Below are 14,297 nucleotides of genomic sequence, written 5' to 3'. Positions count from 1 at the left end.
GTGCCCCGCGGAACCCGGCATCAGCCGACCGGGGGGAGCGCACTCAGCGCGGCCAGCACGGATGCCGCCGGATGTGTCAGCATGGATCCATTCACGTTAATTTAGGGTTAACAGCTTGGCGGCGATGGTCGGGCTGGGATAGGTTCGCGGCCGGGATCGCCTGCGGGGCGCGCCGGACGGGCGCCGGTGCGCGGGATCGAGGAGGGCGACAGCCGATGACGCAGTACGAATACAAGATCGTGGCCGCGCCGCGCCGGGCGCAGCGCCTGCGCGGGCGCAACGGCGCGGAACGCTTCGCGGCCACCGTCGCCGACCTCGTGAATGCCGAGGCCAGCGGCGGCTGGGAATATTTCCGGTCAGACACGCTGGTGGAGGAGGTGCGCCCCGGCTGGTTCCGCACCCGGCAGGAACACCGGCAGAGCCTGCTGGTCTTCCGCCGCGCGATCGGCGAGGGGGTGAGCGCCGGCTCGCCGGATATCTCGGTGCTCGGCGCCGCGGCCGTGTCCGAGGCCGTGGACGACCTGCCCTCGCTGCGCCCGCAGATCCGGGCCCGCGACGACGAATGAGCCCCGCCCGGCGGCCCGGCGCCGCCGGCTGACGCCCCTGCCGGGGCGTGAGTGACGGCCCGTTCCGGGCACTGAGCGCCGCGTTGCGGGCTGGAACGCGGAAACGTGATGCGCCGCGAGGACGGGCGGCCCGGCCCTGCCCGGCGGGCAGGGCGGAAGCGGGCAGGCCCGCGGCAAGCCGGGCCCGGTGCCTCAGGCGGCGGCGGTTCCGTCCACGTCGAGCGCCAGCGCGTGCACGCTTCCGGCCAGTTCCTCCCGCAGGGCGCTGTTCACCGCGCGCTGGCGGGCGACACGGCCGAGGCCGTTGAACGCGGCCGCGCGGATCACCACCCGGAAGTGAGTCTCGCCGCCCTCGCGCCAGCCGGAATGGCCGTGGTGCTGGTGGCTCTCGTCGATCACGTCGAGCCGCTCGGGGGCGAAGGCCGCCTCCAGTTTCGTGCGGATCGTGTCTGCCATCGTCATCTTTTTCACCTCATTTTCGTGCTGATGTGTTTTACAGCCCGCCCCGACACCCTAAACTAAGGGGAGTTCCCGCCAGGGCGGGCCTGCCCTCACCTCACAGACATGAAGCAATGACTCGCCGTTCGCCCCTCGATTACGACATCTCGGTTTCTGCAGACAAGGCGCGCCGCACCCGGCAGCGCGGGATGTCGGGTGCCTTCGAATCCTCCTCGCGCGGCTGCGACCACCCGGGCTGCGAGGCCCGCGGCACCTACCGTGCCCCGCGCAGCCCCGAGCAGCTCAACGACTACTACTGGTTCTGCATCGACCACGTGCGGGAGTACAACCGCCGCTGGAACTTCTTCCAGGACCTGTCGGGCGACGAGCTGGAGCAGCAGATCGAGGCGGACCGGCTGTGGGGCCGGCCCACCTGGTCGTTCGGGCGGGCGGCCGGGCGCAAGCCGGTGAACCAGCATACCGACGGCCAGGCCTGGCGGCGCTTCGGCTTCTCCGACCCGATGGACGTGCTGGGCGACAACGCGACCATCAACCCCGGCGCGCGGGCCGAGCGGGCGCCGGAGGCCCCGCGCCGCCGCATGCTGCCGAAAACCGAGCTGCGCGCGCTCGAGATCCTCGACGCGCGCGACGACATGGCCAAGCGCGAGATCCGGCGGCTCTACAAGGACCTGGTGAAGAACCTTCACCCGGACATGAACGGCGGAAGCCGCGAGGACGAGGAGCGCCTCCAGGAGGTGTTCTGGGCGTGGGAGCAGATCCGCGCCTCGCGCAGCTTCCCCGACTGAGGCTCCGCCGCCGCGGCGGGCCGGAAAACACCCCGCTCCGGGCCGCCGGCGCGGGGAGCAGGCGCGGGCCTGTCTTTCACTTGCTGCCTTGCGACATAGATCGTATGCAGAGGGTCAAAGACCGGGCCCGACAGGACTCGAGACCAGGGAAACGGGACAGACATGGCGGATGGAGCGATGGAAATGGCGATGGAACCGACGGTGGAACTGTCGGTGCGCGAGGTGTTCGGCATCGACAGCGACATGATCGTGAAGGGCTTCGCGGAGCCCACCGACCGTGTGCCGGCGAAGGACCCCACCTACCGGTTCGACCACGACACCACGCTCTCGATCCTCGCCGGCTTCAACCACAACCGCCGCGTGATGATCCAGGGCTACCACGGCACCGGCAAGTCCACCCATATCGAGCAGGTGGCCTCGCGGCTGAACTGGCCCTGCGTGCGCGTGAACCTCGACAGCCACATCTCGCGCATCGACCTGATCGGCAAGGACGCCATCAAGCTCAAGGACGGCGTGCAGGTGACCGAGTTCCACGAGGGCATCCTGCCCTGGGCGCTGCGCAACCCCGTCGCCATCGTGTTCGACGAGTATGACGCCGGCCGCCCGGACGTGATGTTCGTGATCCAGCGCGTGCTGGAGGTGGACGGCAAGCTCACCCTGCTCGACCAGAACCAGGTGCTCACCCCGCACCCGTATTTCCGCCTGTTCGCCACGGCCAACACCGTGGGCCTGGGCGACACCACGGGCCTCTACCACGGCACCCAGCAGATCAACCAGGGCCAGATGGACCGCTGGTCGCTGGTGGCCACGCTGAACTACCTGCCGCATGACGCCGAGACCGAGATCGTGCTGTCGAAGAACCCCGGCTACCAGACCGAGGCCGGCCGCAAGACCATCTCGCGCATGGTCACGGTGGCGGATCTCTCGCGCTCGGCCTTCATGAACGGCGACCTCTCCACCGTGATGAGCCCGCGCACCGTGATCGCCTGGGCGCAGAACGCGGAGATCTTCGGCTCCGTGGGCTTCGCCTTCCGGCTCACCTTCCTCAACAAGTGCGACGAGCTGGAGCGCTCCACCGTGGCGGAATTCTACCAGCGCTGCTTCGGCGAGGAACTGCCGGAGAGCGCCGCCTCGCTGAGCCTCGGCTGAGGCCTGCCGCCCTCCCCGTGCGGGAGGGCGCATCCCGACCCGACCCCGGAGGGTCCCTGATGAGCAACAAGCCCGACAACCCGGCGGAGCCGTTCAAGAAGGCGCTCACCGACGCGACGCGCGCCCTCGCGAACGAGCCCGAGCTGACGGTGACCTATTCGGTCGACCCGCCGGGACTGACCAACGATGCCGCCCGGCTGCCGCAGATCTCGCGGCGGATGACGCGTGACGAGGTGATGCTCGCCCGCGGCACGGCGGATGCCTATGCCCTGCGCACCCGGTTCCACAACGCCGCCACCCACCGCCGCTACGCCCCGCAGGGCGAGGTGGCCCAGGCGCTCTACGAGGCGATGGAGACCGCGCGCTGCGAGGCGATGGGTGCCCGCGCCATGCCCGGAACCGCCGACAACATCGACGCCAAGATCGCCGCCGAGGCCAAGCGCTACGGCTACGAGGGCATCACCGAGGCCGCCAAGGCGCCGCTGGCCGAGGCCGCGGGCTATCTCGTGCGCCATCTCGCCACCGGCCGGCCGCTGCCCGCCGGTGCGGCCAACGTGATGGAGCTGTGGCGCGGCTTCATCGAATCCCAGGCCTCCGGCTCGCTCGAGCGCATCGACGGCTGCCTCTCCGACCAGCAGGCCTTCGCCCGCCTCACCCGCAAGGTGATCGAGGAGCTCGGCTACGGCGAGCAGCTCGGCGAGGACCCCGACGAGCTGGAGAACGACGAGGACCCCGAGGAGAGCGAGGACCAGTCCGAGGAGGAGGAGACCGAGGGCGGCGGCGAGCAGGAGCAGGACTCCGACGACCAGAACGCCGCCCAGGACGACACCGCCGAGGACGAATCCGAGCAGGCCCAGGCCCAGGTGGCCATGGAGGAGAGCGAGGATGCCGAGGCCGCCGAGGCCGAGGAGATCGACGGCGAGCCCCCCTCGGAGCTGCCGCCGCCGAGGCCCGCCTCCGACGCCGACCCGCTCTACAAGGTGTTCACCACCGCCTTCGACGAGGTTGTCCGCGCCGAGGACCTCGCCGACCCGGCCGAGCTGGAGCGCCTGCGCGCCTATCTCGACCAGCAGCTCGAGCCGCTGAAGGGCGCGGTCTCGCGCCTCGCCAACCGGCTGCAGCGCCGGCTGCAGGCGCAGCAGAACCGCTCGTGGGAGTTCGACCGCGAGGAGGGCATCCTCGACGCCGGGCGCCTGGCCCGCGTCGTGGCCCAGCCCACCACGCCGCTCTCCTTCAAGGTGGAGAAGGACACCGAGTTCCGCGACACGGTGGTGACCCTGCTGCTCGACAATTCCGGCTCGATGCGCGGCCGCCCGATCTCCATCGCCGCGATCTGCGCCGACGTGCTCGCCCGCACGCTGGAGCGCTGCCAGGTGAAGGTCGAGATCCTCGGCTTCACCACCCGGGCCTGGAAGGGCGGGCAGAGCCGCGAGGCCTGGCTGCAGGCCGGCCGCGTGCCGACGCCGGGCCGCCTGAACGACCTGCGCCACATCATCTACAAGGGCGCCGACAGCCCCTGGCGCCGGGTGCGCGCCAACCTCGGGCTGATGATGAAGGAAGGCCTTCTGAAGGAGAACATCGACGGCGAGGCGCTGGAATGGGCGCATCGCCGGCTCGCCGGCCGCCCCGAGGCGCGCCGCATCATGATGGTGATCTCCGACGGCGCGCCGGTGGACGATTCCACCCTCTCGGTGAACTCGGCCAACTACCTCGAGAAGCACCTGCGCGACGTGATCGCGATGATCGAGAAGCGCAAGGCGGTGGAGCTGATCGCGGTGGGCATCGGCCATGACGTGACGCGCTACTACCAGCGCGCGGTGACGATCACCGATGTCGACCAGCTCGCCGGCGCGATGACCGAGCAGCTCGCCGCCCTGTTCGACATCGACCCCCGCGCCGCCGGCCGCGCCATGCGCCAGCAGATCACTGCCGGGGCACGGCGGGCGGGCTGAGATCAGGTCCGGAGCCGAGCGAGGCTCCGGACATCTTCCTCCGAAAGCACGGGGCCGCGAGGCTGCCCCCTCACCGATACGGCCGCCGCCGCTTCTTCCTGCGCACTGCCAGCAGCAGCCCGAGCACCAGCAGCAGCGGGGCGAGGGGGATGCGCAGCGCGGTGGTGATCGCCGGGTCCCAGATCCAGTCGGGGAACATCGCCTCCACCCAGGCGCGGGCGTCGGCCACGCTCGCGGAGTTCACGTCGCGCCACAGGGTGTCGATGCTTCGCAGGTGCAGCGTCGCGAACTGCCCGCCGCTCTCCCGCCAGTCCAGCAGGCCCAGCCCGAGCGCCGCGAGGATGAGCACCAGTCCGAGAGCCCGGGCCAAGATTGTCCTCCTGCTGCAGTTGCGAAAACGCTAACGGGGATTGACCTGCCCCGCAACATGTCATCTGACGGGGCTCCGGGGCAGCCGCCCGGACCATCCGCCCGAAAGCCGCCAAGGAGGCCCGCCCATGTTCCAGACCTTCGATGCGAAGACCACGCCGGCCACCGGCGCCCCCCGCCTTGCCGCCCTGCGCGACGCGATGCGCGCGGCCGGGGTCGACGGGTTCCTGGTGCCGCGTGCCGATGCTTTCCAGGGCGAGAACGTGGCCCCGCGCGATGAACGCCTCGCCTGGCTCACCGGTTTCACCGGCTCGGCCGGGCTCTGCGCCGCGCTGGCGGAGCGCGCGGCGGTGTTCGTGGACGGGCGTTACACGCTGCAGGTGCGCGACCAGGTCGACACCGCTGTCTTCACCCCCGTCGCCAGCGCCGAGACCGCCCCGGCCGAGTGGCTGGCCGGCGCGATGGCGCAGGGCCAGGTGCTGGCCTACGACCCCTGGCTGCACGGGCGCGAGGAACTGGGCCGGCTCACCGACAGGCTCGCCCCGGCGGGGGTGACCCTGCGCGCGGTGCCCAACCTGATCGATGCCGTGTGGGAGGACCAGCCGGCCCCGCCCGCCGCCCCGATGCGCGTGCACCCCGAGGCGCTGGCCGGCGAGACGCATGGCGAGAAGCGCGCCCGGCTGGGCGCGGTGCTGGCCGAGGCCGGGGCCGATGCGGCCGTCATCACCCTGCCCGACAGCATCGCCTGGCTGCTGAACATCCGCGGCGGCGACATCGCCCGCAGCCCCTATGCCCATGCCTTCGGCCTGCTGGGCGCCGACGGCCGGGTGAGCCTGTTCACCGACCCCGCCAAGGTGGGCGCCGAGGTGGCCGCCCATCTCGGCAACGAGGTCGACGTGCAGCCCTGGGCGGCGCTGGAGCCGGCACTGGCCCGGCTGGCCGGCCGCACCGTCACGCTCGACCGCGCCACCGCGCCGGCCCGGGTGGCCGACCTGCTGGAGGAGGCCGGCGCCACCATCCGCTGGCAGCCCGACCCCTGCGTGGCCCCCAAGGCGCGCAAGACCGCGGCCGAGCTCGGCGGCATGCGCAGCGCCCATGAGCGGGATTCGGTCGCCCTCGCGCGGTTCCTGTGCTGGCTGGAGGGCGCCGCGCCGCAGGGCGGGCTCACCGAGATCGACGTGGTGACCCGGCTCGAGGCCTTCCGCGCCGAGGCGGGCGGGCTGCAGGACATCTCCTTCGAGACCATCTCCGGCGCGGGGCCCAACGGCGCCATCGTGCATTACCGGGTGAACGAGGCCACCAACCGCACCATCGTGCCGGGCGAGCTGCTGCTGGTCGACAGCGGCGCGCAATATGCCGAGGGCACCACCGACATCACCCGCACCATGGCCACCGGCCCGGTGGGGGAGGAGGAGGCCCGCGCCTTCACCCTGGTGCTGAAGGGCATGATCGCCCTCTCCCGCGCGCGCTTTCCGCAGGGCGTGGCGGGTCGCGACCTCGACGCGCTGGCGCGCATCGCCCTCTGGCAGGCCGGGCTCGACTATGACCACGGCACCGGCCATGGCGTGGGCGCCTGCCTCGGGGTGCACGAGGGGCCGCAGGCGATCTCGCGGCGCAACATGGTGCCGCTGGAGCCCGGCATGGTGCTGTCCAACGAGCCGGGCTATTACCGCGAGGGCGCCTTCGGCATCCGCATCGAGAACCTGCTGGCCGTCACCGGCCCGGAGGTGCCCGAGGGCGGCGAGCGGAAGATGCTCGGATTCGAGACATTGACCTTCGTGCCGATTGATCGACGGCTCATCCGTGCCGATATGCTGGATGCGGCCGAGCGCGACTGGCTCGACGCCTATCACGCCGAGGTGCTGGCCCGGGTGCGCCCGCATCTCGACACCGACACGGCCGAGTGGCTGGAGACGGCCTGCGCTCCGCTCTGAGCGGGCCGGCCATTCGAGGGGACGGGCCCGCGCCCGGCGCGCGAGGTGTGACGGTTTCGTCATTCCTGCGCGCTAGACCGGACCCAGTACGGGGAGATACCGACATGCTTACAGAGCGCAAGATTACCATCATCCGCAGCCCGGGCACCTGGGTGGTGCGCGCCGGCGGCGCCGTGATCGCCGAAACCCGCGAGGCCCTGCAGCTCATCGAGGGGGATTACCCGCCGGTGATCTACTTCCCGCGCGAGGATGCGGGGATGGCCTTCCTCGAGAAGTCCGACCGCGTGACCACCTGCCCCTGGAAGGGCGAGGCCACGCATTACGACCTGGTGGGGAGCAACGGCGTGATCCGCAACGCGGCCTGGAGCTACGAGGCGCCGCTGCCGGCCGCCGAGCGGGTGACGGGCTACATCGCCTTCTACCCCGAAAGCGCCACGGTCGAGCAGGTCTGAGCCGGGCCGGCGGCGGGGCTCAGCCCGCCAGCCGCCGGAACAGGCCGGGGTAATCCTCCACCAGCCCGTCCGCATCGAGCGGCAGCTCGGCGCGGAAGCCGCTCTCCACGCTCTCGTAGAGGTATCGCGCCGCGCCCAGCCGGGTGTAGCGCTGGCGCATCGCGTGCGGGCGCAGGCCGGGCACGGGGATGTAGGCTACGCGGATCGCCTGCGCGGCGCCCTCGGCGAGGGCGAGGCGGCGCACCGGCAGGGTGTTGGTGAAGGGCGTGGCGGAGATGTCCACGTCGATGCAGCCGTCGAGCTCCGGCAGGGCGGCGCCGTCCTGCTGCCAGTGGCCTTCGCCATCGGCGGTGAGGCGCAGCTCCGGCCCGCCGGGGCAGGCGGCGGCGAGGCTGCGCACCCGCCAGCCCGCATCCACCTCCAGCCGGTAGCGCAGGGCGAAGCGCACGCCCTCGTCCTCGCCGATCACCATGCTCTCGGCGGTGAAACCGCCCGGGGAGGGGCCGAGCGCGAGGTGCTCCAGCCCGGTGCCGGCGGCATTCGCCCAGCGGACGGTTCGGTGCATCGCTCTCCTCCTGCTTTGCGCAGAACATTCCGTAAACGCGCGCCGCGAGTCAAGCAGACATGAAAACGGCCCGGCGGGGGTGCCGCCGGGCCGTGTCATGCGCCGCGAGGGGGCTCAGGCCTTGGGGCCGAGCATGTCCTTGGGCTGCACCACGCGGTCGAAGGTCTCGGCATCGACGAAGCCGAGCGCGATCGCCTCTTCCTTCAGGGTGGTGCGGTTCTTGTGCGCGGTCTTGGCCACCTTGGTGGCGTTGTCGTAGCCGATCTCGGGCGCCAGCGCGGTGACCAGCATCAGGCTTTCCCACATCAGCTGCGAGATGCGCTCCTCGTCGGCCTCGATGCCCACCACGCAATTGTCGGTGAAGGCGGAGGCGGCGTCGCCGAGCAGCTGCATGGACTGCAGCAGGTTGTAGGCCATCATCGGCTTGTAGACGTTGAGCTCGAAATGGCCCTGCGTGCCGGCAAAGCCGATGGCCGCGTCATTGCCCAGCACATGGGCGCAGACCTGGGTGAGCGCCTCGCACTGGGTGGGGTTCACCTTGCCGGGCATGATGGAGGAGCCGGGCTCGTTCTCCGGCAGCATCAGCTCGCCGAGGCCGCAGCGCGGGCCGGAGCCCAGCAGGCGGATGTCGTTGGCGATCTTGAACAGCGAGGCCGCAACAACCTTCAGCGCGCCGGACATCTCGACCATCGCGTCATGCGCGGCCAGCGCCTCGAACTTGTTCGGGGCGGTGATGAAGGGCAGGCCGGTGATCTTCGCGATCTCGGCCGCCACGCGCTCGGCGAACTCGGGGTGGGTGTTGAGCCCGGTGCCCACCGCGGTGCCGCCCTGCGCGAGCGGGTAGAGGTTGGTGAGTGCGGCCTTCACCCGGGCGATGCCCTGCTCGACCTGGAAGGCGTAGCCGCCGAACTCCTGGCCGAGGGTGAGGGGGGTCGCGTCCTGGGTGTGGGTGCGGCCGATCTTGATGATGTCCTTGAAGGCCTCGGCCTTCGCGGCGAGGGCCGCGTGCAGCTTCTCCAGCCCCGGGATGGTGACCTGCGTGGCGGTGACCGCCGAGGCGATGTGCATCGCGGTGGGGAAGGTGTCGTTCGAGCTCTGCGACATGTTGCAGTGGTCGTTCGGGTGCACCGGCTTCTTCGAGCCCATCTCGCCGCCGAGGATCTCGATGGCGCGGTTCGAGACCACCTCGTTCGCGTTCATGTTCGACTGGGTGCCCGAGCCGGTCTGCCACACGACGAGGGGGAAGTTGTCATCCAGCTTGCCGGCGACAACCTCGGACGCCGCCGCGACGATGGCCTTGCCCAGCTCCGGCGAGAGCTTGCCGAGCGACATGTTGGTCTCGGCCGCGGCCTGCTTGATCACCCCGAGGGCGCGGACGATGGCCACCGGCTGCTTTTCCCAGCCGATGGGGAAATTCATCACCGAGCGCTGGGTCTGCGCGCCCCAGTACTTGTCCGCCGGAACCTCGAGCGGGCCGAAGCTGTCCGTTTCCGTCCGGGTGCCCTTGCTCGTATCAGTCATCTGCACTCTCCTCCTCGGATGCGATCCTGCACGGTATACTGCGGCACACCGGCACAGGGAAACCGCAAATGCGTATCTTCCGACGCATTTGCGGGCCGGGCATCAGCCCGTGCGGCGGAAGGTGTACACCCGCGCCGGAGGCAGATTGTTCCACACCCGGGGCGAGCGGGTCCAGCGCAGTCCGAGCTCCTCGCGCACCGCGCGGTCCACCGGCGGGCGGTAGCCGTAGGTGAACTGCACGAACACGCCCCCGGGGCCCATGATGTCGAAGGCACCGGTGAGGATGTCGCGCTGCACCGCCGTGGGCATGGAGAGCAGCGGCAGCCCGCTGATCACCGCGCCAACCGGGCGGTCAAGCGTGGTGGCGGCCTCGGCCACCGCGGTGGCCGAGATGCGCAGCAGCCGCGCGCGGGGGTAGCTGCGCTCGAGCAGGGTGGCGAAGGCCTCGTCGATCTCGAACAGGGTGAGGTCGCGCTCGGCCACGCCCCGGGCCAGGATCGCCTCGGTGATCTTGCCGGTGCCGCTGCCGAGCTCGACCACCGGGCCAGTCTCGGGGCCGAGGCCCACGGTCATCGCGCGGGCGAGGCTGCGGGAGGAGGGCGAGAGGGCCACGATGCGGCCCGGCCTGCGCAGGAACTGGGTGAGGAACAGGCGCAGGTGATTGGTGCTTGCCGGCAGGGCCGGGTTCGATCGGGCCGGGTCTGTCTGGAATGTCATCTTGCTCCGTCCGCCGGTTGATCCGGTGTGGTGCAAGGAGAGCTAGGCAGCCGGGAGGCGGGGCGCAATCCGACGAAACTCAGGAATCATCCCGAGGCGGATGTCACGAATTCGTCATGATATCCGGGCAGTTAGCGCATGCATGCCAAAGGCGGCCCGCGGAAGGGGCCGCCTCGGCCGGCGCGGCGGCGGTCAGTTGCGGCGGAAGCGGTCGAGCCGCACCACGTCGCCGCCGGCGTGGCTTTCGGGGGTGTCGTCCTCGCCGTCGGTCTCCGGCGGCTCGGGCGCCTCGTCGGGGTCGTCGTCGTCCGGGCCCTCGTGGTGGTCGAAGCGCAGGCCGAACTCCACCGAGGGGTCTACGAACACGCGCACCGCGTCGAAGGGAATCACCAGCCGCTCCGGCACGTCGCCGAAGTTCAGCGTCACGGAAAACCGGTCGCCGGCCACGGCGAGATCGTCGAACCAGTCCTGCAGCACGATGGTCATCTCGCTGGGATAGCGCTGCAGCAGCGCAGGCGAGACGTCCACGCCGGGGTGCGACGTGTCGAACGTGATGAAGAAGTGGTGTTCGCCGGGCAGCCCGTTCTGGGCCACTTCCGTGAGCACTTCCACGAGCAGGCCGCGCAGGGCGCGCTGCATGAGTTGGCCGTAATTGAAGCCACGAGAGGCCATCGTCATCTCCCCTTCGGGTTGCCCCGACCATAGACGATTTTCGGACGGAGGAAAGAGGGGGAGCGGCGGAAGGCGCGGCGAGATTTCCCGCCTCGCGGAAATTCGGCGCACGGACGGCGAAGAATGCAGGTCCCGAGCCGCGCCGCGCCGGCCATGGATGCGCACGGGGAAAGGCATGTCGCCGCAGGCGCTTGCGATTCAGCGTGCCGGAAGGGGGAAAGTGCAGGCTTCTGTTGCCAGGTGCCTGCGAACCCCGCCTGACCTTGCTAGAGGCCAGGGCTTAATTTCGGTATTGCGCGCAGCTTACGCTGCGAGCGCCACCGGAGCACGGTTGTCATTGGCAACTGTACATATCGGACCGATAACGGTGGTACCTCACCGAGCGAAAGCAAACACCTTTAGACGTCCGTCGATCCTGTTTCGGCCCCATCGCCCGCCAATGAACGGGGTGTTGGTGGAGCCGCCGGGTACCGCCCCCGGGTCCGATCCGCTTATTACGTGCGCGTTTATCGCCATAGTCCCCGTTGCCGGGAACAGGGCTGATATAGGGCGAATCCCCCCGCTTTTGAAGGGGGAATCCGCGGGGATTTCACCACTTTCCGGTGTTGGGCATCGAGGCCCAGGGCTCCTGCGGGGGCAGGGGGTCGCCTTCCTGCAGCAGCTCGATGGAGATGTTGTCGGGCGAGCGGACGAAGGCCATGTGGCCGTCGCGCGGCGGGCGGTTGATGGTCACGCCGCCATCCATCATGCGCTGGCAGACCTCGTAGATGTTGCCCACGCGGTAGGCGAGATGGCCGAAGTTGCGCGCCTCGCCCAGGTCGCCCTCGTCCTCGTAGTTGAAGGTGAGCTCGACCTCGTCGCCCGGCCCGCCGCCCGGAGGCGCGAGGAAGACGAGCGTGTACTTGCCCTCCGGCCGGTCGATGCGCTTGGTCTCCACGAGGCCCAGCAGGTCACAGTAGAATTTTTTCGACGCCTCGAGGTCGCGCACGCGGACCATCGTGTGGAGATATTTTATCGTCATGGGGGTCCCTCTCGTAGTGTGTTTGGGGATCGTCGTTCTGTCGCGCCCAGGTCGGGCATACGTGGAAGACAGGAGTCCTCAAGCAGGTTACATATGCGGTCCGGCACGGTTCAACCCGTTTCCCGGCCCATCGGTCGCTGAGCTGCGGCGGGCCGGCGAGCCTTCAATCAGCACCGCTCCGTGCCGCCAGGAGACCTACATATGTCGATCACGCCCGAGCAACAGGCCGAAATCGAGGCCGCACGCGCCGAGACCCGCCCCACCCTGCGCGCCACCGCGCCGGGCATGGAGCAGCATCTCTACAAGGCGGTGCCGGTGCTCGACCACGGGTTCGTGCGCGTAGTGGACTACATGGGCGACGATGCCGCCATCGTGCAGGCCGCCCGCGTCTCCTACGGGCAGGGCACGAAGAAGGCGCGCGACGATGCCGGGCTCATCCGCTACCTGATGCGCCACTGGCACTCCACGCCCTTCGAGATGTGCGAGCTGAAGCTGCACGTGAAGCTGCCGGTCTTCGTGGCCCGGCAGTGGATCCGCCACCGCACGGCGAACGTGAACGAGTATTCCGCCCGCTACTCCATCCTTGACCGGGAGTTCTACATCCCCGCGCCCGAGCAGCTCGCCGCGCAGTCCACCTCGAACAACCAGGGCCGCGGCGCGGTGCTGGAGGGCGAGGAGGCCGCCCGCGTGCTCGAGATGCTGAAGTCCGACGCCAACCGCTCCTACGACCATTACGAGGGCATGCTGAGCCAGGAGGGCCAGCAGGGCCTCGCGCGCGAGCTCGCGCGGATGAACCTGCCGGCCAACATCTACACCCAATGGTACTGGAAGGTGGACCTGCACAACCTCTTCCACTTCCTCCGCCTGCGCGCCGACGCCCACGCCCAATACGAGATCCGCGTCTACGCCGATGCGATCTGCGCCATGGTGGCGGACTGGGTGCCCGCCGCCTACGCGGCCTTCGAGGATTACCGGCTGGAGGCGGCGCAGCTCTCCGGCCGCGGGCTCGACGCGGTGCGCCGGATGATCCGCGGCGAGGAGGTCACGCAGGAAACCTCCGGCATGAGCAAGGGCGAGTGGCGCGAGTTCGTCGCCCTGCTGCAGCTCTGAGGCCCGCCATGCAGCTCACCACCTACACGCTGAAGACCTGCGACACCTGCCGCAAGGCGCTGAAGGCGCTCGAGGCCGCGGGCCACGAGGTCACCAACCACGACATCCGGGCCGAGGGCCTGCCGCGCGAGGCCCTGCCCGGCTGGCTGGAGGCGCTCGGGCCGGAGGTGCTGGTCAACACCCGCTCCACCACCTGGCGGGGGCTCGACGACGCGACGCGCGCCCGGCTGAGCACCGACCCCGCCGGTCTGCTGGCCGACCACCCGACGCTGATGAAGCGCCCGGTGATCCTCGCCGGAGACACTGTTCACGCCGGCTGGACCCCTGCCGTGCGGGCCGCCCTGGGGGCCTGAACCCTTGCGGGCAGCCCCCGGGCTGCCCATCTCCCGTGTCCTGTATACGGATTTCCGGGGAGACGAGATGCGCAACGCGGCCATGGTACTCGGCATCATCGGCGGGATCGTCGGGATGATGGTGGGCTTCTTCGGCTACGCCTTCACCGAGATCCTCGACATGCTGGGCGGTGTGCCGGCCCTCGCGGCGCAGTTCCCCGAAACCCTGGCCGACACCGAGCGCTGGCGCCTCGCCGGCCTGCTCGCCCCCATCCTCGCCATTGCCGGCGGCGCGATGACCCCCGGCCACAGCCTGCTCGGCGCCCTGCTGCTCGGCGCCTCTGCCTGGGGCATGTACGAGGGGTTCGACTACAACCTCTTCACCATGTTCCCCATCGCCATGTGCGCCCTCGCGGCGGTGCTGGCATTGGGCGCGGGCCTGGCCCTCGCCACCTCCGCAGCCACCGGAAAAGGGCGTTCCTGACCGTTTGGCAAAAAAGTGTCACGAAGGCGTATTTCGCTGTTGCGGGGTGTTTTGATTCTGCCTATAAGCCGCGTCACCGGAGACGAGGCGGCGACGCCGGCGGGAACGGGAGCGGATCTGGGACGGTTCGCAGCTCTTTGAAATGATTGGAAGAAGAAGGGATATGCGGGGTGTTCGGCTCGTTTCGACGAGAGGAACTTCGCATATCG

16 protein-coding genes and 1 other RNA gene are annotated in these 14,297 nt (G+C 69.9%); 9 read left to right on the top strand and 8 right to left on the bottom strand.

Going from position 1 to position 14,297, the window contains the following annotated elements:
* Positions 1–215 precede the first annotated feature (215 nt).
* Positions 216–566 carry a DUF4177 domain-containing protein gene (locus D3P35_RS07625; RefSeq protein WP_118134117.1) on the top strand — a complete coding sequence of 117 codons (351 nt, stop codon included), beginning with the start codon at positions 216–218 and terminating at the stop codon, positions 564–566.
* A 192-nt stretch (positions 567–758) separates the two neighbouring features.
* On the opposite strand, the gene D3P35_RS07620 is transcribed toward D3P35_RS07625, so the two are convergent.
* Entirely contained in the window at positions 759–1,028 is a 270-nt protein-coding gene (locus D3P35_RS07620; RefSeq protein ID WP_118134286.1) for a BolA family transcriptional regulator, read from the bottom strand.
* Between the two features lie 110 nt (positions 1,029–1,138).
* Between D3P35_RS07620 and D3P35_RS07615 the strand changes: the two genes are divergently transcribed.
* The 3 genes from D3P35_RS07615 to cobT all read left to right on the top strand — a co-directional run bounded on the left by D3P35_RS07615 (position 1,139) and on the right by cobT (position 4,911).
* On the top strand, positions 1,139–1,810 hold the full coding sequence (locus D3P35_RS07615) for a J domain-containing protein (RefSeq protein WP_118134116.1): 672 nt from the start codon (positions 1,139–1,141) through the stop codon (positions 1,808–1,810).
* Between the two features lie 162 nt (positions 1,811–1,972).
* A complete protein-coding gene (gene cobS / locus D3P35_RS07610; RefSeq protein WP_118134115.1) occupies positions 1,973–2,959 on the top strand; it encodes a cobaltochelatase subunit CobS in 987 nt (328 codons plus the stop codon).
* Positions 2,960–3,018: 59 nt separating this feature from the next.
* Entirely contained in the window at positions 3,019–4,911 is a 1,893-nt protein-coding gene (gene cobT / locus D3P35_RS07605) for a cobaltochelatase subunit CobT (RefSeq protein WP_118134114.1), read from the top strand.
* Positions 4,912–4,981: 70 nt separating this feature from the next.
* On the opposite strand, the gene D3P35_RS07600 is transcribed toward cobT, so the two are convergent.
* Positions 4,982–5,281 carry a hypothetical protein gene (locus D3P35_RS07600; RefSeq protein WP_157982064.1) on the bottom strand — a complete coding sequence of 100 codons (300 nt, stop codon included), beginning with the start codon at positions 5,279–5,281 and terminating at the stop codon, positions 4,982–4,984.
* 127 nt (positions 5,282–5,408) lie between these two features.
* Here D3P35_RS07600 and D3P35_RS07595 point away from each other — a divergent pair, with 127 nt between their 5' ends.
* Positions 5,409–7,214, top strand: a complete 1,806-nt coding sequence (locus D3P35_RS07595) for an aminopeptidase P family protein (RefSeq protein WP_118134112.1) — start codon at positions 5,409–5,411, stop codon at positions 7,212–7,214.
* Positions 7,215–7,318: 104 nt separating this feature from the next.
* Positions 7,319–7,666 (top strand): DUF427 domain-containing protein, encoded by a 348-nt coding sequence (locus D3P35_RS07590; RefSeq protein WP_118134111.1) that lies wholly within the window; start codon positions 7,319–7,321, stop codon positions 7,664–7,666.
* Between the two features lie 19 nt (positions 7,667–7,685).
* Here the strand turns inward: D3P35_RS07590 and D3P35_RS07585 are convergent, their stop codons facing one another.
* The 6 genes from D3P35_RS07585 to D3P35_RS07560 all read right to left on the bottom strand — a co-directional run bounded on the left by D3P35_RS07585 (position 7,686) and on the right by D3P35_RS07560 (position 12,162).
* Positions 7,686–8,231 (bottom strand): putative glycolipid-binding domain-containing protein, encoded by a 546-nt coding sequence (locus tag D3P35_RS07585; RefSeq protein WP_118134110.1) that lies wholly within the window; start codon positions 8,229–8,231, stop codon positions 7,686–7,688.
* 114 nt (positions 8,232–8,345) lie between these two features.
* A complete protein-coding gene (gene fumC, locus D3P35_RS07580; RefSeq protein WP_118134109.1) occupies positions 8,346–9,752 on the bottom strand; it encodes a class II fumarate hydratase in 1,407 nt (468 codons plus the stop codon).
* A 102-nt stretch (positions 9,753–9,854) separates the two neighbouring features.
* Entirely contained in the window at positions 9,855–10,469 is a 615-nt protein-coding gene (locus D3P35_RS07575) for a class I SAM-dependent methyltransferase (RefSeq protein WP_118134108.1), read from the bottom strand.
* Between the two features lie 192 nt (positions 10,470–10,661).
* Positions 10,662–11,141 carry an SspB family protein gene (locus D3P35_RS07570; RefSeq protein WP_370030551.1) on the bottom strand — a complete coding sequence of 160 codons (480 nt, stop codon included), beginning with the start codon at positions 11,139–11,141 and terminating at the stop codon, positions 10,662–10,664.
* A 219-nt stretch (positions 11,142–11,360) separates the two neighbouring features.
* Positions 11,361–11,715: a transfer-messenger RNA gene (gene ssrA / locus D3P35_RS07565) on the bottom strand.
* 15 nt (positions 11,716–11,730) lie between these two features.
* Complete coding sequence (locus tag D3P35_RS07560) at positions 11,731–12,162, bottom strand: VOC family protein (RefSeq protein WP_118134106.1); 432 nt, start codon at positions 12,160–12,162, stop codon at positions 11,731–11,733.
* Positions 12,163–12,363: 201 nt separating this feature from the next.
* Between D3P35_RS07560 and thyX the strand changes: the two genes are divergently transcribed.
* The 3 genes from thyX to D3P35_RS07545 all read left to right on the top strand — a co-directional run bounded on the left by thyX (position 12,364) and on the right by D3P35_RS07545 (position 14,088).
* Positions 12,364–13,272, top strand: a complete 909-nt coding sequence (thyX, locus tag D3P35_RS07555) for an FAD-dependent thymidylate synthase (protein WP_118134105.1) — start codon at positions 12,364–12,366, stop codon at positions 13,270–13,272.
* A gap of 8 nt (positions 13,273–13,280) precedes the next feature.
* A complete protein-coding gene (locus D3P35_RS07550; RefSeq protein ID WP_118134104.1) occupies positions 13,281–13,625 on the top strand; it encodes an ArsC/Spx/MgsR family protein in 345 nt (114 codons plus the stop codon).
* A gap of 67 nt (positions 13,626–13,692) precedes the next feature.
* Positions 13,693–14,088: a hypothetical protein gene (locus tag D3P35_RS07545; RefSeq protein WP_118134103.1), complete on the top strand. Its 396-nt coding sequence runs from the start codon at positions 13,693–13,695 to the stop codon at positions 14,086–14,088.
* The last annotated feature ends 209 nt before the right edge of the window (positions 14,089–14,297 follow it).

This window comes from Oceanicella sp. SM1341 (assembly GCF_003448965.1).
Taxonomy (GTDB): Bacteria; Pseudomonadota; Alphaproteobacteria; order Rhodobacterales; family Rhodobacteraceae; genus Paroceanicella.
The sequence above is the reverse complement of the archived record's forward strand: the minus strand, read 5'-3'. Positions and strand labels throughout refer to the sequence as shown.